Consider the following 21,838-nt stretch of genomic DNA (forward strand, 5'->3'; position numbering starts at 1 on the left):
CTAACTCCTAACTCCTAACTCCTAACTCCTAACTCCTAACTCCTAACTCCTAACTCCTAACTCCTAACTCCTAACTCCTAACTCCTAACTTTTATTTCCCAAACCCTTTACCGCGAGAGCTTGAAGGTAGACAAATGCACTTTTCAAGTTGACTAATTAAAGCCTCACGATCCAAATTTTGACCAATTAGCACGATTTGGTTTTTCAGTTGACCTTTCCATTCATCATCATCCAAAGTAAAGCGTTTACCGCAAAGGTGGAAAATATGACGCTTCGGACTTTCATCAAACCACATAATCCCCTTCGCTCGGAAGATATTTGAGGGTAGCTGATTATCTAAGAAATACTGAAACTTCCTAATAGAAAAAGGCTTATCACTTTGGAAAGAGATAGAAGTAAAACCATCATTTTCTAAATGGTCAGAATGATGGTGATCGTGGTGATCGTGGTCATGGTCGTGATGATCGTGACCGCATGTTGAATGCTCGTGATCATCATGATGATCGTGATGTTCATGATCGTGATGGTCGTGTTCATCCACCACTGTGTCAAAATATTTATCAGACTCAAACAGACCAACACTGAGAATTAACGGGAGTGGCACTTGCGATCGCGTGGTGCGGAGAATTCTTGCTCCTTCTTTAACTTCGTTAATTTTTGTTTCTAACTCATTCAATGTAGCTTCATCAACCAAATCAGTCTTGTTGAGTACAATTACATCACCATAAGCAATCTGGCTGTATGCCGCTTGAGAGTTAAACAAATCTAGGCTGTAATTTGCCGCGTCTACCACGGTAATAATCGAATCTAAGCGAGTTAAATCTCGCAATTCTGTGCCTAAAAATGTTAGAGCTACTGGTAGCGGATCTGCTAATCCAGTTGTTTCTACTACTAGATAATCTAGATTTTCTTGGCGTTCTAAAACTTTGTAAACTGCATCTACTAAATCATTATTAATAGTGCAGCATATACAACCATTATTTAGCTCCACCATGTTCTCACCAGTGGAAACAATTAGCTCGTTGTCGATGCCAATTTCGCCAAATTCATTCACGAGAACGGCGGTTTTCAAACCCTGTTGATTGTTCAGGATATGATTGAGTAAAGTCGTCTTGCCACTGCCAAGGAAACCCGTAATAATTGTTACTGGCATTCCTTGTTTGGGCGTATCCATTGCGGAAGATTCGGGTGTAACTGCTGATTGCATAGCGCTGTTATCTAATAGTCAAAAAATAGTAATGTAGCGCAGATAGTCCAGAAAACACTAGCATAGGGATGCTGGACTGTCATCCCAGCTGCTTTACCCTATTATTACGTATCTTCTTATTTCAGCATTACTCTGTTATGACCCTAACCCTTTACAACACCCTCACCCGTCGTCAAGAACCGTTTGAAACTCTCGTTGCAGGCAAGGTTAAGATGTATTACTGCGGCGTGACGGTGTACGACTACTGCCATTTGGGTCATGCGAGAGCTTGCATCGTTTGGGACGTAGTGCGCCGATACCTCCAGTTTATCGGCTATGAAGTGCGATATATCCAAAATTTTACCGATATTGATGACAAAATTCTGAATCGAGCCTGTGTTGAACATTCATCAATGGAAGCTGTAGCCGATCGCTTTATCAAAGCATATTTTGAGGATATGGCGCGGCTAGGAATCAAGGAGGCTGATGAATATCCCCGTGCTACTCATACGATGAATGGCATTCAACGCTTAATTCATGAGTTGGAAAATAAAGGTTTTGCTTACCCTGCTGACGGCGATGTGTATTATGCAGTCCGACAGTTTGCTGAATATGGCAAGCTTTCGGGACGCAAATTAGAAGATATGCAAGCCGGGAAAAGCGAGCGCGTCAACGTAGATGATCCAGAATATCACAAAAAGAAAGATCCCTTTGATTTTGCTTTATGGAAGGCAGCAAAACCAGGAGAGCCAGCTTGGGAATCACCTTGGGGCGCAGGTCGTCCGGGGTGGCATATAGAATGCTCGGCAATGGTGCGCGATCGCCTGGGTGATACCATCGATATTCATGCTGGTGGTGCCGACTTAATTTTTCCCCACCACGAAAACGAAATTGCCCAATCTGAAGCTGTCACAGGAAAACCCCTAGCGCTTTACTGGCTGCATAACGGCATGGTGAAGGTAGATGGTGAAAAAATGTCCAAATCTTTGGGCAATTTTACCACTATTCGAGAATTACTGGATCGAGGAGTTGACCCGATGGCGGTACGGTTGTTCGTACTGACCGCTCAATATCGTACACCCATAGATTTTACCGACGAAGCGATCGCCGCAGCAACCAACGGTTGGCACACAATTAGAGAAGGTTTACTCTTCGGCTACCAATACGGTAAAAAACTGGGATGGGAACTACAGGGGGAAAATTCCCCAATCGAAAATCCAAGTTGCGCTGAAAGCGCACCAAAGGTGCGACCTAAAATCCAAAATTCAGACATTGAACGCTTCCAAGAAGTTTTAAATAACGACTTTAATTTTCCTGGTGGGTTAACAGTGCTGTTTGAATTAGCTAAAGAACTGCGCCGTGAAGGAAATATTATTGTGCATGAAGGGAAAACTGAAACTTCCCCTGATGAGTTAAAGCGTCAATGGCAAACTCTTGTCACATTAGCTGGAGTTTTAGGTTTAGAAGCTGAGATAGAAGCCGAACCTGACAAGAGTAATGGTTTAAGCGATGCAGAAATTGAAGCGAAAATTCAGCAAAGGCAAGAAGCACGTATTGGCAAGAATTTTGCCGAAAGCGATCGCATTCGTGACGAACTTCAAGCAGAAGGTATTACGCTAATTGATAGCCGTGATGGTACACGCTGGCATCGGAATTAGAGGGGAGATGAGAGGGATGAGGGAGAAAGAATAATTAATATTCAATGCCCAATGCCCAACGCCCAACGCCCAATGCCCAACGCCCAATGCCCAATGCCCAATGCCCAAAATTATGTGGATTACTCTAAAAAAAGCGATCGCTAGTTTCGATATTCCTGCTGATTGGATTGGTATTAGAGCCGTAAAGGAGACTTCTACAACGCGTTTAGTCCGTGACGGCTTACCCCAAGTAAATGGCAAATCCTTCACTGTAGGAGCGATGCTAGAAGTTTTGGTAAATGGCTGTCTGGGTTATGCAGCAACTAACTCTCTAGAACTGTCTTCCTTACAAACTGCTGCCGAAACAGCCTATAAACAGGCACTAGCAGCCAGTGAATGGTGGATACATCCCTTTCGTGAAAGTGAGCGCCCTAAAGTCGTTGGTGAATATAAATCTCCATATCTTGAGCCATTGGATGCTTTGAGTCCGGGAGAAATCAACGATTTACTGGTTCGGATTTGCCAAACCCTGAAAGTTGACGACAAGATAGTGCAAACCATAGCCAGTGTTAGCACCATTGAGAGGGAGTCTTGGTTTATTAGCAGCAACGGTTCAGAAGTCTATCAAAAAACTCTATCTATAGGCACTCATTATGGAGCCACCGCCCAAGATGGTGTGATTGTACAGCAGCGTAGTAACAATGGTTCTCACGCAAACTATTACCAAGGCGGACTAGAACTTTTAAAACAAGAAAACTTATGGCATCGGGTGCGGCAAATTGGCGAACAAGCAGTAGAACTATTGACAGCAGATGAATGCCCAACCACTCGTACCAATTTAGTTTTAGCCCCAGACCAAATGATGCTGCAAATCCATGAAAGTGTCGGGCATCCCCTAGAAATTGACCGAATTTTGGGAGATGAGCGTAACTATGCTGGGGGCAGCTTCGTTAATAAAAGTGATTTTGGCAACCTAGTATATGGTTCGCCACTGATGAACATTACCTTTGATCCCACCGTACCTGGCGAATTTTCTAGCTATGGCTTTGATGATACCGGTGCTGTAGCAACAAAGGAATATTTGGTTAAAGAAGGAGTACTGCAACGGGGTTTAGGCAGTCTAGAGAGTCAAGCCAGAGCAGGTGTAGCAGGAGTTGCTTGTGCGCGTGCTTCCTCATGGAATCGACCTGCGATCGATCGCATGGGAAACTTAAATTTAGAGCCTCTAAACGCTAGCTTTGAAGAAATTATTAGCGGCATAGAACACGGCGTTTACATGGAATCTAACCGATCTTGGTCTATTGACGATCGCCGCTACAAATTCCAATTTGGTTGCGAGTACGCTAAATTAATTGAAAACGGTAAACTCACCAAAACCCTCCGCAATCCCAACTATCGCGCCACAACACCAGAGTTTTGGCACAGCTTAATCCAAGTAGGAGATGCCACAAACTGGCAAATGTATGGTACTCCTTATTGTGGTAAAGGAGAACCAAATCAGGCTATTTGGGTAGGACATGGTTCACCTGTTTGTGTATTTGCTAATGTTGAAGTTTTTGGTGGAGGAACGTGAAAAAAGTTAGGAGTTGAAAGTTATGAGTTAGGAGTTAAAGAAGTTGTTCGTCTGAAGTACAGTTTTGTAACAGGGATTTAGCGCTACAGTGCGTCTTGGTGTGGAACCCAAGAGGAGCAACTTTGTAAAACAGACCCTGCTCTCCACATACATCCATGCTTTTTTTGTAGCCGGCGACAAAAAAGCGCCGAAGTTTCTTAAAAAAATCTTCAACTCCTAACTCCTACCTCCCAACTCCCAACTCCTAACTCCTAACTCCTAACTCCTAACTCCTAACTCCTAACTCCTACCTCCTACCTCCTACCTCCCAACTCCCAACTCCTAACTCCTAACTCCTAACTCCTAACTTTCTCCCCCTCCTTATTCCTTATTAATATTAATATCTATGAAAATTGAGGAATTATCTGCGTTAGAAGTCAGCTTTAATCAACTGATTGAAACTCTACTGATTAAAAAAGCCGAAATTGAACAATTTGCTGTGAAACTCAGCTGTGAAAGAAGTCAATTTACTCGTTTCAATCACGCGAAAGTGCGACAAACTGGTTGTGTTGCTGATGGTTGGATCGAACTGACTTTGATGGCAAATGAATGCAGCAGTGTTCGGCAGTTCCCCTTTACTGGAAATTGGGATGTAGATTGGCAGTTAGCATATACTGCTTTGCAGGAACTACGTGACGAACTGATTCTATTACCCATCGATCCTTATCTAGTTTTACCATCAGGAAATAATACCAGTCGGGAAATACATTCTGGAAATTTATTGGCGGCGGAAGCAGTAGTCCCAACTGTGCTAGAACTAGTTGCTGAATTAGATTTTACTGGTATATATGCTGGAGGAATAGTAATTAAAGCTTATGGTGATTCCAACGGTCAAAAACACTGGTTTGCTACTGATTCTTTTACATTAGATTATTCTCTATTTTCCACCTCTGGACAAGCAGTTAAGGGTACATTTGCTGGGAGTAATTGGGATATATCTGTATATATAGCCAAAATTAGCGAAGCCAAAAAGCAACTAGAACTCCTTTCTCGCCCAACTAAAGAATTGCCACGGGGACAATACAAAACTTATTTTGCACCTGCTGCTGTTGCAGATTTATTAGTAATGCTTTCTTGGGGAGCAGTCAGCGAAGCTGATATCCAACAAGGAAACAGTGCTTTAGCTGCTTTATCGCGTCAAGAAAAACAACTTTCTCCAATATTTAGTTTGAAAGAAAACTTTCAGAGAGGATTAGTACCGCGATTTAATGAATTAGGAGAAATAGCAGCACCGGAGTTACCTGTAATAGAAAAAGGACATTTGATAAATAGTTTGGTGAATTCTCGGACTGCTAAGGAATATCAAAAAATTGCCAACGGTGCTAATGGTTCAGAGACTTTACGTGCGCCAGAAGTGACTACTGGAAATTTAGAATTTGAGCAGATTCTTCCGAGTTTAGATACCGGATTATATGTATCTAATTTGCATTACTTGAATTGGAGCGATCGCCAAACTGGTAGAATCACAGGTATGACTCGTTATGCTTGTTTTTGGGTAGAAAAGGGAGAAATTATCGCCCCCATTGAAAACTTACGTTTTGATGAAAGTCTTTATCGCTTTTGGGGAGAAAACTTAGTAGATTTGACTAATTTTCAAGAATTCATCCCCGAAGTAGGAACTTATGAAAGTCGCCAACTTGGAGGTAGTTTAGTTCCCGGTATGCTGGTGGAAGATTTTACATATACTTTGTAATCATCTGCTGATAGTAAATCAAAAGCTAGCCAACGGAACCTTGAAAATTAAATAAGGAGGTGGAATTGGAACCGACATCAGAGCAGTTGGGAGCGTATTACCGGATGTCAGTAAGAGCAAGCAATCTCCTTCAATCGATAAACGTAGTGCGCCTAGACGAAAGGACAAAGCGCATATACATGCTAGTTGGAGACACAATACAAATAGAAATCTACCCTAACGGTGAGGTAACGTTTCCATGACAAATTCTAACTACCAAGCGATGACTGATGAAGAGTTGCGGGACTGGGTTCGCTACCATCCCAAAGATGTAGAAGCCTTCCACATTCTCATGGATAGATTAGAGCAACGTCCAAAAGTCTTTTGCAGCACAGATGAAGAAATTGAAGCCGAATTGCAAAAGCGAATTAACCAAACGCGATCGCAGTGAAGGATTCGTTTAAGCTAAAATTATCTATCTCTGTAAACTGCATTAATTACAAGCCAAAATTTTAAATATAAGTAGGTAGGCAAGATAAAACCAAACTATGTAACGAAAAGTAAAATCTCTGTATTTAGCTCGTAGTTGCGCTTTAGCGCTAAAGTGCAACTACGAGCCAGTGATGATTATTTGCGCCCACTTACTTATTACCAGGTAGCTTCCCAAAAATTCTTCTTTCATAAAAATTGTTGGGTTAAGCAATAGCAAAACCCAACCGATAATTTTTTCTCATCTCTGGTTAGAACCTCTATTTTTTCTTACCTGGAGGTGAATTGCGCTGGGTGAGGTTATCAATTTGCAATTGTTGTCGTCCGTTGGTGATAATTCGCAACATCTGCTTGAGATCCTGCTCAATATTTTCCAGGATGCCATCAGCATAAGCATCAGCACCATCTTCAATATCTTGAGCCTGAGCGATCGCAGTTTGTCTCATTTGCTCTAACTCTTGCTGACAAGCATACCGTTTACGCTCAATTTCGGCGAGAGTTTCTTGCATTATTGCTTCACACTCTTGTTGCACTTGTCGCCGCAGTTGTTCAGCTTCTTGTTCTGCTTGTTGAATAATATCGCTTTCAGCTAAAATTTGCGCTCTTTTTGCTTGCGCGGCCTCAACAACCTTCTGTCCATACTCTTCCGCTTCCAGCAGAATTTCGTCCTTTTGGTTGAGGATAGCTGCTGCTTCTTGAAAAAGCGATGGTAGAGCCAGCCGGACGTAATCAAGCTGATCTAGCAGCTTTTCTTCATCTATGAGAGTGCGTCCTATCACCGGAATCCTGAGACTAGAGAGAACCATTTCCTCTAGGCGGTTGAGTTCCTCCTGAATATCTATGCTTCCCTCTCCACCGAGATGCTCTTGAGGGGGGGGATTGCTTCCGTTGAGATTGGGTTCAACATTGGAGAGTTCTGATTGTAGCATTGGTATATATCTAGGGCAATGTGTGGGGGAACGAGATGATCGATAGAGCCACCAAACCTTGCAATCTCTTTTACCACACTACTACTTAAAAAACTATACTCATTTGAGGTTGCGAGAAAAACTGTTTCTATTTGGGTAGAAAGAGTTTTATTGGTGTGAGCCATTTGTAGTTCCACTTCAAAATCTGACACAGCCCGTAAACCCCGGATCAAAACTTGTGCTTGTCGCATTTGAGCATAGTTGACGGTAAGACCATCAAAGCTGTCTACTTCTATATTAGGTAGATGTTGTGTAGAAAGACTGATCTGATTTAGCCGTTGCTCCACACTAAAAAGTGGCATTTTATTAGGGTTCCGCAGTACAGCGACAATTACCCGCTCAAACAGCCGACTACCGCGCCCGATGAGGTCAAGGTGTCCCAAGGTGATGGGGTCGAAGCTACCAGGATAAATAGCAATCACAATTTTAGATATATCAAAGTTGTTTAGGTGATTATATTGAAACTCTTTTGTGTAACTTACTCAAATTTACCATCTTGCGCTCTGAGTAAGGATGCTTTAGTCAATTGTTTTGCTGGTACAAGTTATGCTCAACTAGGCGTTAGGAATTATAGCGGTGCAATATAGCCGCAACCTCACCCCGCATTTGATTAAACTTACGCTCCCCTCTCCAAAGCATCGGAGAGGGGTTGGGGGTGAGGTTGAACAAAACCGCTATAAACTCCTAAATATGAATGCTAGATTTCTATTTGTGTCCCCACGAGATTGTGAAGGATTTAAGTACATTCTCAGCATTCGATACTAAAAAAACTCCGTACTTAGCAAAGTGCGCGGGTAGTTAACGAACTATTCTAGGTAATTTTTCATGGCACTGGATTTTTCCACCTTGCCCTTGGCGTTTCAATTTACTTCTCCAGGACCGATTCTGGTGAAATTAGGGCCACTCAGTATCCGTTGGTATGGCTTATTGATTGCCACAGCAGTATTAATTGGCGTTATCCTTTCCCAGGAATTGGCAAAGCGCCGTAATGTTAATCCTGAGTTGTTAGGCGATTTATTCTTTTGGTTGTTGATTGGGGCGATTCCTGGCGCACGGCTATATTACGTTTTTTTTGAGTGGTCAAAATATGCCCCAACTCCAGAAAAAATCTTTGCTATCTGGGAAGGAGGTATTGCGATTCATGGAGCAATTCTGGGTGGCGTTTTGGCTGCGTTAATCTTTGCCAAAATCAAGCAGGTTTCTTTTTGGCAACTGGCAGATTTAGTAGCGCCTTCGCTGATTTTAGGGCAAGCGATCGGACGTTGGGGCAATTTCTTTAATTCTGAAGCTTTTGGCGATCCGACAAATTTACCCTGGAAGCTGTATATTCCAACAGATCATCGTCCTCTAGAGTATGCTAGCTTCGATTACTTCCATCCCACCTTCCTCTATGAATCTCTGTGGGATTTAGGGGTGTTTGCGCTACTAATAACTTTGTTTTTCCGGTCTTTATCTGGTAAACCACGTTTGAAGGTAGGCACGCTGTTTCTAGTTTACTGGCCAGCCTACAGCTTAGGACGCTTGTGGATTGAAGGTTTTCGCACTGATAGCTTGATGCTTGGTTCGTTAAAAATGGCACAAGTAGTCAGTAGTCTAGGAATTTTATTTGGATTACTTGGATTAGCTTGGCTTTACTTACTCAAACGCCCTTTACCCGATGTAGTTGCTACTCCTAAGGGAGATGGGGAGATGAGGGGATGAGGGGGATGAGGGAGAAGAATGACTAATGCCTAATTCTCAATGTCGAAAAAATAAAAAATGCCCCAGAGTATTCTCTAGGGCTTAACCAGGGTGCATCTACCATTACTGTCTACTGGGGAAAGAGAGTGAATCCGGAAAGATACTGAGAAAATATCAAAAAAGTTTTTTGAGGGATTGCTGTGTGTTCTGCTAAAAGTGAAAATCTGAGTTATGAAAAAACACTATATGCCATAGAACCATCTGTGTATATTGTGGGAGCAGGCCCTGGAGATCCTGATTTATTGACGGTGAAGGCGCAGAAACTACTGGCTGTTGCTGATGTGATTTTATTTGCTGATTCTTTAATACCCGAACAGATTTTAGAACTTTGCCGAAAAGATGCGGAGATAATTAGAACTGCGAATCAGACTTTAGAAGAGATTTTGCCGATTATGATCGATCGGGTGCGATCGCAACACAAATCTCTAGTCCGTCTCCATTCTGGCGATCCTAGTCTCTACAGCGCCATTCACGAGCAAATGCACCTCCTCGCTGAGGCAAATATTCCTTTTGAAGTCATCCCAGGTATCAGCGCCTTTCAAGCCGCAGCTGCCAAACTCAAAGTAGAGTTGACTGTCCCTGGTTTAGTCCAAACCATCATTTTGACCCGGATTAGTGGACGTACAGAAGTCCCCGCTACTGAAGAATTAGCCTCTCTGGCGGCACATCAGGCTAGCCTTTGTTTATATCTAAGTGCGCGTCACGTCGAAAATGCCCAAGCTAAACTACTCGAACATTACCCAGCCGAAACCCCCATTGCAATTTGCTTTCGCATCGGATGGCCCGATGAAAAAATCAAGGTTGTCCCCCTGAATCAAATGGCAGACTGCACTCATAAAGAAAAACTAATTCGCACTACACTTTATATAATCAGTCCAGCGCTCTCGGCAAATAAAGGGCGATCGCGTTTATATCATCCCGAACATACTCATCTATTTCGCTCGTCTCATCACTAAATGCTAGGGCATTGGGCATTGGGCAAGGGGGCGATTGCACTTCCTACACACTCCACAATCCCCTACAATGCCCTTCACCTCCAAGGTCATCCTGAAGGGGTGATGATTGGGTATTGGGTATTGGGGATTGGGTTTTTTGACTGCTAGTTTAAATTATTTGCTTTCTCAACTGCTTCCTTTAACTCTTCAAAGGTAATACTACCGTCTTTGTCTGAATCATACTGTACTAGTAACTCCTGGGGACTACTGGTATTTGTTTCTGATGAGATGATTGCACTTAAGCCAGGACTTAAAAAAAGATCATTAATGGAGACTTTGCCGTCTTGATCGCGATCTAATTTATTAAAAAGAGATTGAAGCTCTTGCTGGGTTGTCATAAGTTTCTATCTGAATTAGTTTTTAAATTTAATATCTCATTAATATCTCAAAATTAAACAAACTTATATCCTTAGACGTAGAAACGCGTATCGCTGGGGCTTAGATCAGGTGTACGCTGTGATACAGGGTCAACAGTCTAGAAAGAGTCGATCTGATGCCCTCATTTAGGACGTTATGCCGACCCTATGCAGCCTAATATACCGATTCGAGGCATTAGATCGACAGATTTCTTGGGAATTTACAGAGAAAGAGTCAGTCTAATTAATAGTTAGACTGACTCTAGCGAGGGTGCGCTGAGTGTTCTGTTTGGTTCGTCGATCGCGTTGGTTGGATAATTCCGCGTTCTATTTGCTTCGGTTTGAGTTTCGTGTTTTATTGGCTGCGATGCGATCGACGGGTGCAATGTGGGGCTGGAACGGCACAACCTTTGGGTAATTTCCCGTCTTCTTTGGTCAAGACTAAGTTAATCTGGCAGGTGTAGGATAGAGATCCTACATCAACTCTTGATTTTTTATGTCTGCTACGCCTCTTGTATCTCTTGAGTTACACAACCCAGTAAAATCAGAATTAATTCCCCCCCTTCTCGGCGCTTCTGTTGCAGAGTTAAGCACTTGGGTGCAGCAACAGGGACAACCTGCTTACAGAGGAAAGCAGCTGCATGAATGGATCTATGATAAGGGAGTGCGATCGCTAGCTGATATTTCTGTCTTCTCTAAACAATGGCGTAAAGAAGTAGCAGAAATCCCCATTGGGCGCTCAACTTTACACTACCGCTCTGTGGCTCCCGATGGCACAGTTAAATATCTTTTACGATTAGCAGACGATCAAATTATTGAAACTGTTGGCATTCCCACCTTTGCAGAAGCCGGAGATGGCCCAAAATCCCGTTTGACAGTTTGCGTTTCTACTCAGGTGGGTTGCCCAATGGCGTGTGATTTCTGCGCTACTGGTAAAGGAGGATTCAAGCGCAACCTAGCACGGCATGAAATTGTCGATCAGGTGTTAACTGTGCAAGAAGATTTTCAGCAACGGGTTAGCAATGTGGTGTTTATGGGATTGGGTGAACCGTTGTTGAATACTGAGAATGTCTTAGCGGCGTTGAAATCCCTGAATCAAGATGTCGGTATTGGGCAGCGATCGCTTACAGTTTCTACAGTTGGGATTCGCGATCGCATTCGTCAGTTCGCCCAAAACAATTTGCAAATCACTCTCGCTGTTAGTCTCCACGCGCCCAACCAAGCACTGCGCGAAAAACTCATCCCCAGCGCCCGCGCCTATCCTCTAGAAGATTTGCTGGCTGAATGTCGAGAATATGTAGAAATTACTGGACGCCGCGTTACTTTTGAATATGTTCTCCTCGCTGGTGTTAACGATTTACCAGAACATGCATTGGAACTATCAAAGTGTCTGCGAGGATTTCAAAGTCATGTAAATTTGATTCCTTATAATCCCATCCAAGAAGTAGACTACAAACGCCCCAACCGTGATCGCATTCAAGCATTTGTCAACGTCCTTAAGCAACAAAATACTGCTGTTAGTGTGCGTTATTCCCGTGGTTTAGAAGCTGATGCTGCTTGTGGACAACTCAGAGCAAGTAAGAATTAAACCTCTTGTAGTCAATTTTAAGTAAGTCTGTGGGAAGAAATCAAACTATATTAAGTAGTGTAAATTTATTGTAATCGAGTTTGTAGTAAAGACTTCAGTCCTTTTTTGGGTTTAGCGATCGCTCAACCCAACCTATAATAATTGAGGAAATAACTGTATGTTGAATCGCTTATTAATAGTTAAAGCATGGCTACTATTGATTGTGCTTGCAAAAGCTTTATCGATTAATTCTCCTGCCTCTGCACAAATAATTCAGATAAATCCTCAGCAACCTGAGTCTTTTCAAGAAAGAATCAGACAACAACAAGAGGAGCAAACTCAGCAAACACAAGAGCAATTTAAGGAAACATTGCTTCGGCAACAGTTTCAGCAACCACAGCTACAACAACAACTGAGACTACAACAGCAACAATTTACACAACAACAGCAAGAACTGCTCCGCCAGCAACAACTGAGACTACAACAGCAACAATTTACACAACAACAGCAAGATTTTACACGACAGCAACAACTAAGAATACAACAGCAACAATTCAGACAAGATCAACAAATTAGACAAGATCAACAATTGAGATTACAAGAACAGATCCGACAGCAACAACTCCGACAACAAAAGAACAAACTGTGAAATCCTCAAAATTGTTGACAAGTAACTTTATTATTAGAAATTAGAGAAAACTTTCTCTAATTTTTAATTTTTAATTACTAGCGCTGTGCATAAATACCTGGGGCGTAAGCCTCAATCACTTTGCCCGTGCGAGTGCAAGTAATCATCAAATAATCACAACTAGCGCATTGTGTTCGAGTTAATTGACTATCAGAAATGTAATAGCGTTCTGCTTGGCAGCCGCAATTTGGGCAGTAAATTTTTTGTACTGTCTGCATTTTAAAACCCCTGGTTGTAACTATTTTTTATTTGATAAAACTGCCAGTGAAACTAGCAAAAATTTTGATTTGACCCGATTTAACAAACTGTCTTAATATTGACGGATTATTTTAAACAGAATTTCAGATTTGAAATATTTACGATATCTTTGTATATTATCCTAAAATTTAGGTTATCTTACCCTCCTACTTTAGATACATAAATTGTTTCTTAATTAAATACTGCTTAGAGATTTACTGATCCCTATGGCGAATGCCTTGAGATAAACTTATTCCTAGTCATTTTAGACAAATAGAAAAAAGCCGTTCTTGTATTGAAAAATTAAATCACAAAAAATACTGTATATTTAGTCACAAAATATTTCTCTTAAGATTTAGTTAATATTTGCTGGTAAGATTTATGAGATTAAATTGTAGTGAGCTAATTTGATTAAAACTAGTGAACTTCTAAAGCAACGGCTTTTTTCGCTTGCATTCTCGTGGCGTGTGATTTCTGCGCCATCGGTTGCTTAGTAATCAAAACCTCTTCCCCAACCCTACAAGAGTTGGGGAAGAGGTTCTTCCAGGATTACTAGGGATAAAATAGGCGATTGGGTTTTGATGCAAGAATATTTTTAGGAGCGGGTTAATGGTGAACCGTTACTGAGTATTATGAATTAGCGATCGCTAAATGTTTATACAGTTGGGATTAGCGATCGCTCCTCTAAGGTTGTAGGTTAAAGGATGCTTTATTGAGCAGGATATCGTTTTGAAATCTAAGTGTGACACTCCAGTATAGATCGATATCTTCTCTTTGAGATTCGTAATCAGTCAAATAAACATCTTGATTATTCCACTGATAAATCTTTTCATGGATTTGTCCATCAGCAGAATCGATATTATTTTCATAAATCAAGATACCATCCCAGCCTAGAATAGAACGAACTTCATCATAAGACATGCCTGTAGATATAGAGTTATATAAATTTTCCCTGATTTCAGATGACAAATTTATCTGTTTAATCGGTATATTTTCATTAGTATTTTGATTAAACACTTTCAACATAGAGTTCATAAAAAAGGGAGGCATTTGATTGATATAAAAAACTCTATGAGAATAGATAAATGCAATCCATGCCAATAAAGCAACAGCTAACAAGATTAAATATTTCATAAAAAAAGAGTGGAATAACCACCCTACAATTTTCTCCAATAATATCAATTCGGGTAATAATTAACGAATCCCTGCACTACTTTCGTGGGTGCTGGTGTATGAATTCGTAATAGTATTGATCGTACCCCATACTCTAGTTGTCATCTTTTCGTGAAAACTACCATTTAGTTTAGAACCAGCATTATAAACAGTAAAATCTTTAAAATATTCTCCGACTTTACCATTGTTATATTCGGTTTCAACCGTACCATCAATATAAATCTTGTCAGATGAAGAACTGTAATCTTCAGTGCGATTTGAATTGGTTACAGTATCGATGTTGAAATTAGTCTGTGTTCTACCCCCCTTAATTGTCCACTGGTTCAAAACAAAAGTCTCACCTGCTAAAGCAGGGCTAGTAAACAAAGTAGCAAGAATAGCTAAACCGAGAACTTGCTTCATTACTTTGTCCTGATTATAAATTAGTTGCCATTATCAGAGAAACTAATCTCGGCAAAGGAACTAAAAGAATTTCCAGGGTGGATTAACCACCCTAGAATCTTTTCTAAATACATCAAGCACTATTAAGAACTAACGAATACCTGCGGTGGTTTCGTGAGCATCAGTATATGCGTTAGTTTTAGTCTTAATAGTACCACCAACGGTAGTCGAATTAGTTTCACTATATTTACCATACAGATCAGCACCTGCTGTATGAACGGTAAACTCATTATAGGAAATTGTTGAAGCACCATCATATCCTTTGGTGGCATCAATACTACCATCAATGTAAACCTTATCAGCCCAAGAACTGTATTTTTCGTTCCGGTCAGAATAAGTCTTAGAATCAAGTTTTAAATCGGTGTTTGTTACGCTATCACTCCATGAATTTTCGTTACGCACAAATGTTTCACCAGCAAAAGCAGGAGTAGCTAAGAAGCTAGCAAGAAAAGCCAAAGCAAGAACTTTTTTCATGAGTTTATCCTCGTTGTGAATTAGTTGTCTTTTTCAGTCTCATTTTTAGGTAATTCTTGAGACTGGAACCTCGGAAGTTTGTTAGGTTCTTTTGTATTAGTTCTGTTTATAGCGACCCCTTTACAGACAGCAGAAATAGTAGGAAAGCTGTCGGGGCTTAGTTGGATACCAGCGCTGATTAATTCAGCACAGGCCCGAGCATTGATAATCTCTACATCATATTGAGTCTTACGAGAAATAGTTTCAGCCATTTGCTTGCAAGTACTCTCTAGACTTCCACCCAAAGGGAAAACTATAGCAGCATTCATAGCATAAGAGGCGTTATTAGAAAAACTAATCCCGTCATAGGAGCTCAAAGCAGTCCCTAATATTAAAGATGGGCGCGGACACACAACATTTATTCCAGCTACTCCTTGAATTTTATAAGTAGCGGATTCACCAAGGTTGTAAACTCCTGTTTGATTAATTGCAGCAGAGTTTCGTTGTTGATTATCAAGAGTCTGCTGTTGATTAGGCTGAGATTGAGAATTAACAGAGTTAGTGACAGATTGTGCTTGGGCTTCGAGATTTATACTAACTACTCCCAGTAGACAAAATAAGGAATGGTTAGTAAATAGTCGTAGAGCTTTTTTAAACATTTGAAGTTTTTTAGATATTGCAAAGGAAGGGTGTTAAGAGTCATGGATTAAGTAACTTGGCAAAATCAAACCAAACTAAGAAAGATAAATTAAATAAAAATTGTCTTTCTTCTTACTTCCTACCTCCTATCTCTTGCTTCCTGCCTTATCCCAACGACAAATTTATCCGCTGGTCTACTTGGTTTACAAATTCGGTGCTTTACCTCGTTAAAAAAAGTAGTATCCCGCCACTTGATTTCCTCTTTAAACTGTTGATGTTTTTGAACTTTTGCTGTTCGTTATTCATCACAAATCAATATTCTCAAGTTTCTCAAAAAAACGCGAGGGGGGTTTTGTGGGTTTAAATGCAAAATTAGCAAAGATTAAAATTTATAAACGAAAAAGACAATTAGCTCGAAATAAGAAGAAAATAAGTAAACATTTCAAATCAATGATAATAAAACTTTAAAGATAAAATGAAGCTTAAATAAAATTTTTAAGATTTAACCAATAGAAGCTATTTTTGTAAAGCTCAAATAAACTTCATCATAAATTAGTTCATACCTTGTATTATTACAAATACTTAGATAAAGAATATTTCAAATCATCTCCAGTTCATCAATTTTAGATCACTCCTATTTAGCTTTGGAAAAAACGTCCTATACCTCCAATACGGTTCGGTTAAAGCAAGAGACACGATTTATCGCCGTCTCTACAAAGGACTGATTATTGTAAAGACGGCGATTTATCGCGTCTTTGCGATCTAGGGCGTGTCATCAAAAAACCTTATCCGAATCGTATTGCCTACACCTCTACCTCTCTTCTCTTGTGTTCTCTGTCTTCACAAGGAAGTTGATAAATCAAATCAGATTGCTATATGAACTGTTAATAATTCAAAATTACCGTGTGCCTTGTCGCAGCCTTTCACGCCACTTGTTACAAGGGGCAATGCCCGACTTGTTCGCACAGCGTCTCCGACAGGAGAAGAAACTGCCGTGAGAACCCCCGCAATGCAGTGGCTCTGAAAGGGTGTTAAACCCTTTAATTTACGCTAATTAAGCATCTAGATAAAATTCATCAGATTAGTTTCACCTATGAACATCCAAGAGTTATTAACTATTGCGGATAAAGTGGTATCAAAATCATCTGGCAGACACTTGACTGATTTACAAAGTGATTTATTAAAAGCATCTTTTGAAAATCAGACATACGAACAGTTTGCCAACGATCGCGGCTACTGCCTAGATTATATAAAGAAAGATGTAGGGTCTACTTTATGGCAATTGCTATCTCAAGCATTAGGAGAGAAAGTTACAAAAAAGAACTTTCGGCAAGCCTTAGAGCGATATCAACAGGCGGAAAAATTTGTGAGTTATAACGAAACAGAAAAACAGCAATATTTTGGCATCTACCTGATGTTTTGGCTTTTTAAGGAAGCACAAAAGAATTCGATAACCTTTGAGAATCGATACTACAGCATAGATGCCGAGTAATACTGCTGCCTTGGAATTAAAACTCCACTCTTTGAAAATTTCAACTACTTATGTCAGATGCTTTTCAGCGATATCAAGAAGGATGAAAATAATCGTAAATTTCTTGAGCCAAACGCGGGCCGATTCCTGGAACCTCAGCAAGTTGTGTGGGTGCAGCTTGCCGAATATAATCAACTGAGCGAAAATGCCCTAGTAGCTGCTTTTGTCGATGATGTCCTAAACCAGGAATTTCATCTAAACGCGATCGCTTCAATTTATCACTACGTTGCTGACGATGAAAAGTCACTGCAAACCGATGCGCTTCATCCCGCAACCGCCGCAACAACTGCACGCCTGATTGTTCTGAATCAGTTGTTAAGGGTTTAGATTCTCCCGGTAAAAAAATCTCTTCTCGCTGCTTCGCCAGACTCACAACTCGCAAGTCTTCTAATAAATTCATCTCTTGCAAAACGGCGACAACTGATGATAATTGACCTTTACCACCATCGATCATGATTAAATCAGGCCAATCTGGATTACCCAAACGTGCTAACTGTGGATCGTCACCATACTTACGGAACCGTCGCCCAATAACTTCAGCAAGACTAGCAAAATCATCTGAATGTCCCGCCGTCACCGTGGGATTTTTAATTTTGTAATGGCGATAATGCTGTTTGGCGGGTAAACCGTCGATAAACACCACTTGCGAAGCTACTGCATTTGATCCTTGAATATGGGAAATGTCATAACCTTCGATGCGGTGGGGTACATCTGGTAAATCGAGAATGGCTGCTAAATCTTGCATTGCTTGGTCGTTGCGATCGCCTAATTTTTGCATTCTTTGCAATTCATACTGGGCATTTCGCTCTACCATCTCAATTAATTCTGCCTTAGTTTGCCGTAAAGGAGTCAAGATTGTGACTTTTTTCCCTTTGCGTTGAGTTAAGACATCCGCCAATATGTCCCCATCTGGTAAATTATGCTGTACCAAAATTTCTAAAGGTATTTCTACTGAGTCAGCAGTTTGATAATGTTCCTCTAAAGCTCGTTGTAAAATAGCTCCCGGTTCTGCATGAGCATCCGCCACAAAGGCTAAACGTCCTACCAATTGTCCGGCGCGAATCTGAAATAGTTGAATACAAGCGTATTCTTCGTTAGCTGCCAGTGCGATTGCATCCCGCGAAACTGTATCATCTGGTAAGGAAACTTTTTGATTGGCTGTCAGCGACTTTAACCCAGAAATTTGGTCACGAATCCGCGCTGCTGACTCAAAATTCAAGTTTTCAGCTGCTGCGTTCATCTGTTGAGTCAAAATATCAATCAATTCCTGAGTTCGCCCCTGAAAGACCATCGCTATTTTTTGCACAATTTTGCGATATTCTTCTGGTGAAATCATCTGTTGACACACACCCGGACACCGCCCTAAATCATAATTTAAGCAAGGACGGTCTTTAAAAAGTGGTTGAGGCCGTTGTCGCTGGGGGAATATCCGCTTACACAGGCGGACAATTTCTCGTAAAAGACCAGCATCAGTATAAGGCCCGTAAAATTTATCCTTTTCTTTGCCGAATTGGCGTTTACGGGTAATAAAAATTCGCGGATAATCTTCTGACCAAGTGATGCAGAGATAGGGATATTTTTTATCATCTTTAAGCAGCACGTTAAAGTATGGCTGGTGCTGCTTGATCAAATTCGCTTCTAGTGCTAACGCTTCGGCTTCAGTATCAGTGACGATGAATTCAATTTCTGTTACCAACTTCACCATCGTGGCGATGCGTTCACTCTTGTTGTAGCCATCCCGGAAATAGGAACGGACACGCGATCGCAACTTACGTGATTTACCTATATATATAATGCGATCGCTACTGTCCCGCATGAAATAAACCCCCGGTTCCGGTGGAATTTCGGCGAGACGATTTTCCAGTCGTTCTGGCTCTTTAACCAGTGGTAATATTTGAGTAGATATTGTCACAACCAAAATTAGCTAATCTTTCTCTATTTTAAGAAAAATTATTTTTTCGTGCCGATTTAGCAAAGTAATTATCAAGTAAATATAAAGTAGCTCTACCATTTCATTACAGCCAGAAAGCCCAAAATTAAAAGACATAGGAGTGAAAATGAATGTCTTGACGTTGCAATGTAACGTCAAGACAAGGGTTTCAGGTAACGCATAATTAATTTTTGGAGATATCTAAAATTAAAATACGTGACTTTTGCCCTGCGGTACTAGGCTTTTAGTCAAGAAAGAAATCCAGTGTTGAGGTCGAACCACTTGCTTCTATCCATCAAAACAAAGTTAAAACTAAGTAAAAATCAACAAATAATAATGAGTAAACACGCAGGGATAGCGAGGTTTACTTATAACTGGGGTTTAGCTACTTGGAATAATCTTTACAACGATGAATTAAAGCCTGATAAATATCTGATAAAAAAGTTCTTTAATAATCACGTTAAACCTGAGTTTGAGTGGATTAAAGAAAAAGGTATTTGTCAAAAAATAACTCAATATGCTTTTGATAACTTAGGAGATGCTTTCTCTAGATTCTTTAAAGGTCTGGGTAAATACCCTAATTTCAAAAAGAAAGGTAAACATGATAGCTTTACCATTGATGCTAGTGGAAAACCTATGCCTGTTGGTGGTAAAACAATAAAATTACCTACTATAGGCTGGGTTAAAACTTACGAAGGTCTACCTCATACGACTTGTAAATCAATCACTATCTCTAGAACAGCTAACAGTTGGTTTATAGCTTTTGCTTATGAGCAAGATCGCGTTCCAACTGCTAAAACTCACGAAGTTGTAGGAGTTGATTTAGGAGTTAAAGAACTTGCTACCCTATCAACTGGTACAGTTTTTCCTAATCCTAAACACTATAAAACTAACCTAGAGAAACTAAGAAGATTATCTAGACAATTCTCCAGAAAAGTTAACGGTTCAAATAACAAATACAAGTGCAAATTAAAACTAGCAAAGCATCATGCTAGAGTAGCGGCTCAAAGGATTGACACTCTTCATAAAATAACCACTTATCTTTGCAAAAACCACGCTAAAGTAGTTATTGAAGACTTAGCTGTAAGTAATATGGTTAAAAACCATAAGTTATCTCAAGTAATCTCAGATTGTGGATTTAGTGAGTTTAGAAGACAACTAAACTATAAGGCTAAGAAGTTTGGATCAGAAATCATTGTAGCTGATCGTTTTTATCCATCAAGTAAAACTTGTTCTAATTGTGGACACATCCAGGATATGCCACTAAAAGAAAGAATTTATAGTTGTGGTAATTGTAAACACATACTTGATCGGGATCTAAATGCAGCTATTAATTTATCAAGGTTGGCTAAATCTTGAAAGTTTACTGAGGGATAACCGCTCCCATGCTCCCGTTGAAGTAAAAAGTAATGTCTAGCTTTGTCTAGGTTTTATATAGCAGGTAGACAACACTAAGTAAGTCCGTGTGAATAATTCAAACTATGTGTTTTTTAATATAAAATTATTGTAATCCAGTTCGTAGTAAGGATTTCAGTCCTTCTTTTATGACTAAAGTCCTTGCCCAAGTCAGAATAAAAACTTGGCTTTTTCAATCTATAATTAGCACTTTCAAATCAACAATTATTTATTATTCCAAAATTCATTTTTATAAAAATTGTTTTTTTATCTAGGTAAGTTTATATTTTTATTATTAAAGCTAATTAAATTTTTGAGTATTGGTTATATAAATCTTAGACAAAATTTCTTCTGAAGCAATATTTTTGTGTTTTATTTGAACTGATAATATTAAGCGATTTAACGGATTTAGCAAGTTAAATTTCCGAATATCATTAGGAATATAGCGATTACAATAATTTCAGGCAAGAGTTAAACTATGAATCTGCAAGAGTTTGAAGCCCAATACCGCGAAGCTATGACTGAAACCCTCAATGATCTGCAAACAGCAGCTTTGTTGTTAGCGCAAGTACAACATCAAATTTTAAAAATTGGCAGTTCTGTGCAACATATTAGTGAGCGAGTTGAAGAGTTCATTGCAGACCAAAAAGCTGAATAAAGGAACACCCAATACAAAAGTTTATTTGTGGCAGCAAGTCAACTCTTCTTCAATTGTAAGTATAAGCTCCTTGAGTTTTATAGGTTTAACAAAATAGCGGCGTGCGCCCAAACTCAGAGCTAGTTCTTGATCGGCTTTAAAAGCATAAGCTGAAACCACAATGATCGGTATTTTTGACAAATCAGGTTTTTCCTGGACTTGTTTTAACAGCGAATAACCGTCAATATCGGGCAATTTCAAGTCTAATAACATTAAATCTGGCTGAAATTTCTCTATAGTCGAAAAAAAAGTAGAGCCTTCTGATAAGCTTTCGACATCGTACCCAGAGTAAATTAGATAGTCACTCAGTAATAACCTATTGAGATAATGGTCTTCAACTAGCAAAATTCGTCTAGCTTGGTGTGACCGCAATGGCTGATCTATATTGAATAATTGTGCTGTCATTGCTACCTATTATCTGATTATATTAAG

At 40.1% G+C, this 21,838-nt stretch carries 24 protein-coding genes; 13 read left to right on the top strand and 11 right to left on the bottom strand.

Annotation, left to right across the window (positions count from 1 at the left end):
• Positions 1 to 91: 91 nt before the first annotated feature.
• Positions 92 to 1,207 (bottom strand): CobW family GTP-binding protein, encoded by a 1,116-nt coding sequence (locus V7K73_RS27020; protein ID WP_334884742.1) that lies wholly within the window; start codon positions 1,205 to 1,207, stop codon positions 92 to 94.
• 137 nt (positions 1,208 to 1,344) lie between these two features.
• Between V7K73_RS27020 and cysS the strand changes: the two genes are divergently transcribed.
• The 5 genes from cysS to V7K73_RS27040 all read left to right on the top strand — a co-directional run bounded on the left by cysS (position 1,345) and on the right by V7K73_RS27040 (position 6,558).
• A complete protein-coding gene (gene cysS / locus V7K73_RS27025; RefSeq protein ID WP_334884744.1) occupies positions 1,345 to 2,844 on the top strand; it encodes a cysteine--tRNA ligase in 1,500 nt (499 codons plus the stop codon).
• 112 nt (positions 2,845 to 2,956) lie between these two features.
• Entirely contained in the window at positions 2,957 to 4,396 is a 1,440-nt protein-coding gene (locus tag V7K73_RS27030; protein WP_334884882.1) for a TldD/PmbA family protein, read from the top strand.
• A 385-nt stretch (positions 4,397 to 4,781) separates the two neighbouring features.
• On the top strand, positions 4,782 to 6,128 hold the full coding sequence (locus V7K73_RS27035) for a TldD/PmbA family protein (RefSeq protein ID WP_334884745.1): 1,347 nt from the start codon (positions 4,782 to 4,784) through the stop codon (positions 6,126 to 6,128).
• Positions 6,129 to 6,187: 59 nt separating this feature from the next.
• Entirely contained in the window at positions 6,188 to 6,370 is a 183-nt protein-coding gene (locus V7K73_RS29955) for a DUF6888 family protein (protein ID WP_442936793.1), read from the top strand.
• Complete coding sequence (locus V7K73_RS27040) at positions 6,367 to 6,558, top strand: DUF6887 family protein (protein WP_334884747.1); 192 nt, start codon at positions 6,367 to 6,369, stop codon at positions 6,556 to 6,558. The genes V7K73_RS29955 and V7K73_RS27040 overlap by 4 nt, the downstream gene beginning before the upstream one ends.
• A 298-nt stretch (positions 6,559 to 6,856) precedes the next feature.
• Here the strand turns inward: V7K73_RS27040 and V7K73_RS27045 are convergent, their stop codons facing one another.
• Both V7K73_RS27045 and coaD read right to left on the bottom strand, forming a co-directional pair.
• Entirely contained in the window at positions 6,857 to 7,525 is a 669-nt protein-coding gene (locus V7K73_RS27045; RefSeq protein ID WP_334884749.1) for a DivIVA domain-containing protein, read from the bottom strand.
• Positions 7,435 to 7,986 (bottom strand): pantetheine-phosphate adenylyltransferase, encoded by a 552-nt coding sequence (coaD, locus tag V7K73_RS27050; protein WP_334884751.1) that lies wholly within the window; start codon positions 7,984 to 7,986, stop codon positions 7,435 to 7,437. The genes V7K73_RS27045 and coaD overlap by 91 nt, the downstream gene beginning before the upstream one ends.
• Positions 7,987 to 8,389: 403 nt before the next feature.
• Between coaD and lgt the strand changes: the two genes are divergently transcribed.
• Positions 8,390 to 9,265 (top strand): prolipoprotein diacylglyceryl transferase, encoded by an 876-nt coding sequence (gene lgt, locus V7K73_RS27055; protein WP_334884753.1) that lies wholly within the window; start codon positions 8,390 to 8,392, stop codon positions 9,263 to 9,265.
• A 179-nt stretch (positions 9,266 to 9,444) separates the two neighbouring features.
• Positions 9,445 to 10,260: a precorrin-4 C(11)-methyltransferase gene (gene cobM / locus V7K73_RS27060; protein ID WP_334884755.1), complete on the top strand. Its 816-nt coding sequence runs from the start codon at positions 9,445 to 9,447 to the stop codon at positions 10,258 to 10,260.
• A 143-nt stretch (positions 10,261 to 10,403) separates the two neighbouring features.
• Here the strand turns inward: cobM and V7K73_RS27065 are convergent, their stop codons facing one another.
• Positions 10,404 to 10,637, bottom strand: coding sequence for an EF-hand domain-containing protein (locus tag V7K73_RS27065; RefSeq protein WP_334884757.1), 234 nt, complete (start codon positions 10,635 to 10,637; stop codon positions 10,404 to 10,406).
• A gap of 307 nt (positions 10,638 to 10,944) precedes the next feature.
• Between V7K73_RS27065 and V7K73_RS27070 the strand changes: the two genes are divergently transcribed.
• The 3 genes from V7K73_RS27070 (at position 10,945) to V7K73_RS27080 (ending at position 12,871) form a co-directional block, all read left to right on the top strand.
• Entirely contained in the window at positions 10,945 to 11,073 is a 129-nt protein-coding gene (locus tag V7K73_RS27070; protein WP_334884759.1) for a hypothetical protein, read from the top strand.
• 78 nt (positions 11,074 to 11,151) lie between these two features.
• On the top strand, positions 11,152 to 12,243 hold the full coding sequence (rlmN, locus tag V7K73_RS27075; RefSeq protein WP_334884761.1) for a 23S rRNA (adenine(2503)-C(2))-methyltransferase RlmN: 1,092 nt from the start codon (positions 11,152 to 11,154) through the stop codon (positions 12,241 to 12,243).
• Positions 12,244 to 12,400: 157 nt separating this feature from the next.
• A complete protein-coding gene (locus V7K73_RS27080) occupies positions 12,401 to 12,871 on the top strand; it encodes a hypothetical protein (protein WP_334884762.1) in 471 nt (156 codons plus the stop codon).
• 77 nt (positions 12,872 to 12,948) lie between these two features.
• Here V7K73_RS27080 and V7K73_RS27085 read toward each other — a convergent pair whose 3' ends face one another.
• The 5 genes from V7K73_RS27085 to V7K73_RS27105 all read right to left on the bottom strand — a co-directional run bounded on the left by V7K73_RS27085 (position 12,949) and on the right by V7K73_RS27105 (position 15,873).
• The gene (locus tag V7K73_RS27085; protein ID WP_334884764.1) at positions 12,949 to 13,128 is read right to left on the bottom strand and encodes a replication restart DNA helicase PriA; all 180 of its coding nucleotides are present in this window, start codon (positions 13,126 to 13,128) and stop codon (positions 12,949 to 12,951) included.
• A gap of 703 nt (positions 13,129 to 13,831) precedes the next feature.
• Positions 13,832 to 14,281 carry a hypothetical protein gene (locus V7K73_RS27090; RefSeq protein WP_334884765.1) on the bottom strand — a complete coding sequence of 150 codons (450 nt, stop codon included), beginning with the start codon at positions 14,279 to 14,281 and terminating at the stop codon, positions 13,832 to 13,834.
• A 60-nt stretch (positions 14,282 to 14,341) separates the two neighbouring features.
• Complete coding sequence (locus V7K73_RS27095) at positions 14,342 to 14,722, bottom strand: hypothetical protein (protein ID WP_334884767.1); 381 nt, start codon at positions 14,720 to 14,722, stop codon at positions 14,342 to 14,344.
• 129 nt (positions 14,723 to 14,851) lie between these two features.
• Positions 14,852 to 15,235, bottom strand: a complete 384-nt coding sequence (locus V7K73_RS27100; RefSeq protein ID WP_334884769.1) for a hypothetical protein — start codon at positions 15,233 to 15,235, stop codon at positions 14,852 to 14,854.
• Between the two features lie 20 nt (positions 15,236 to 15,255).
• A complete protein-coding gene (locus tag V7K73_RS27105; protein WP_334884771.1) occupies positions 15,256 to 15,873 on the bottom strand; it encodes a hypothetical protein in 618 nt (205 codons plus the stop codon).
• 1,073 nt (positions 15,874 to 16,946) lie between these two features.
• On the opposite strand from V7K73_RS27105, the gene V7K73_RS27110 reads away from it, so the two are divergent.
• The gene (locus V7K73_RS27110) at positions 16,947 to 17,345 is read left to right on the top strand and encodes a hypothetical protein (RefSeq protein ID WP_334884773.1); all 399 of its coding nucleotides are present in this window, start codon (positions 16,947 to 16,949) and stop codon (positions 17,343 to 17,345) included.
• 73 nt (positions 17,346 to 17,418) lie between these two features.
• Here the strand turns inward: V7K73_RS27110 and uvrC are convergent, their stop codons facing one another.
• Positions 17,419 to 19,296 (bottom strand): excinuclease ABC subunit UvrC, encoded by a 1,878-nt coding sequence (gene uvrC / locus V7K73_RS27115; RefSeq protein ID WP_334884775.1) that lies wholly within the window; start codon positions 19,294 to 19,296, stop codon positions 17,419 to 17,421.
• A 282-nt stretch (positions 19,297 to 19,578) separates the two neighbouring features.
• Between uvrC and V7K73_RS27120 the strand changes: the two genes are divergently transcribed.
• Positions 19,579 to 20,673 (top strand): RNA-guided endonuclease InsQ/TnpB family protein, encoded by a 1,095-nt coding sequence (locus tag V7K73_RS27120; RefSeq protein ID WP_334884777.1) that lies wholly within the window; start codon positions 19,579 to 19,581, stop codon positions 20,671 to 20,673.
• Positions 20,674 to 21,187: 514 nt separating this feature from the next.
• A complete protein-coding gene (locus V7K73_RS27125; RefSeq protein WP_334884779.1) occupies positions 21,188 to 21,367 on the top strand; it encodes a hypothetical protein in 180 nt (59 codons plus the stop codon).
• Between the two features lie 21 nt (positions 21,368 to 21,388).
• On the opposite strand, the gene V7K73_RS27130 is transcribed toward V7K73_RS27125, so the two are convergent.
• Positions 21,389 to 21,811 carry a response regulator gene (locus V7K73_RS27130; RefSeq protein WP_334884781.1) on the bottom strand — a complete coding sequence of 141 codons (423 nt, stop codon included), beginning with the start codon at positions 21,809 to 21,811 and terminating at the stop codon, positions 21,389 to 21,391.
• Positions 21,812 to 21,838 lie beyond the last annotated feature (27 nt).

It is taken from the genome of Nostoc sp. (assembly GCF_036916975.1).
Classification (GTDB): domain Bacteria; phylum Cyanobacteriota; class Cyanobacteriia; order Cyanobacteriales; family Nostocaceae; genus Nostoc.

Bases quoted from the DNA above. Each gene is read 5' to 3' on its own strand.
- V7K73_RS27020 (WP_334884742.1), bottom strand. From the start codon at position 1,207: ATGCAATCAGCAGTTACACCCGAATCTTCCGCAATGGATACGCCCAAA.
- cysS (WP_334884744.1), top strand. From the start codon at position 1,345: ATGACCCTAACCCTTTACAACACCCTCACCCGTCGTCAAGAACCGTTT.
- V7K73_RS27030 (WP_334884882.1), top strand. From the start codon at position 2,957: ATGTGGATTACTCTAAAAAAAGCGATCGCTAGTTTCGATATTCCTGCT.
- V7K73_RS27035 (WP_334884745.1), top strand. From the start codon at position 4,782: ATGAAAATTGAGGAATTATCTGCGTTAGAAGTCAGCTTTAATCAACTG.
- V7K73_RS27040 (WP_334884747.1), top strand. From the start codon at position 6,367: ATGACAAATTCTAACTACCAAGCGATGACTGATGAAGAGTTGCGGGAC.
- V7K73_RS27045 (WP_334884749.1), bottom strand. From the start codon at position 7,525: ATGCTACAATCAGAACTCTCCAATGTTGAACCCAATCTCAACGGAAGC.
- lgt (WP_334884753.1), top strand. From the start codon at position 8,390: ATGGCACTGGATTTTTCCACCTTGCCCTTGGCGTTTCAATTTACTTCT.
- V7K73_RS27065 (WP_334884757.1), bottom strand. From the start codon at position 10,637: ATGACAACCCAGCAAGAGCTTCAATCTCTTTTTAATAAATTAGATCGC.
- rlmN (WP_334884761.1), top strand. From the start codon at position 11,152: ATGTCTGCTACGCCTCTTGTATCTCTTGAGTTACACAACCCAGTAAAA.
- V7K73_RS27080 (WP_334884762.1), top strand. From the start codon at position 12,401: ATGTTGAATCGCTTATTAATAGTTAAAGCATGGCTACTATTGATTGTG.
- V7K73_RS27085 (WP_334884764.1), bottom strand. From the start codon at position 13,128: ATGCAGACAGTACAAAAAATTTACTGCCCAAATTGCGGCTGCCAAGCA.
- V7K73_RS27090 (WP_334884765.1), bottom strand. From the start codon at position 14,281: ATGAAATATTTAATCTTGTTAGCTGTTGCTTTATTGGCATGGATTGCA.
- V7K73_RS27095 (WP_334884767.1), bottom strand. From the start codon at position 14,722: ATGAAGCAAGTTCTCGGTTTAGCTATTCTTGCTACTTTGTTTACTAGC.
- V7K73_RS27100 (WP_334884769.1), bottom strand. From the start codon at position 15,235: ATGAAAAAAGTTCTTGCTTTGGCTTTTCTTGCTAGCTTCTTAGCTACT.
- V7K73_RS27105 (WP_334884771.1), bottom strand. From the start codon at position 15,873: ATGTTTAAAAAAGCTCTACGACTATTTACTAACCATTCCTTATTTTGT.
- V7K73_RS27110 (WP_334884773.1), top strand. From the start codon at position 16,947: ATGAACATCCAAGAGTTATTAACTATTGCGGATAAAGTGGTATCAAAA.
- V7K73_RS27125 (WP_334884779.1), top strand. From the start codon at position 21,188: ATGAATCTGCAAGAGTTTGAAGCCCAATACCGCGAAGCTATGACTGAA.
- V7K73_RS27130 (WP_334884781.1), bottom strand. From the start codon at position 21,811: ATGACAGCACAATTATTCAATATAGATCAGCCATTGCGGTCACACCAA.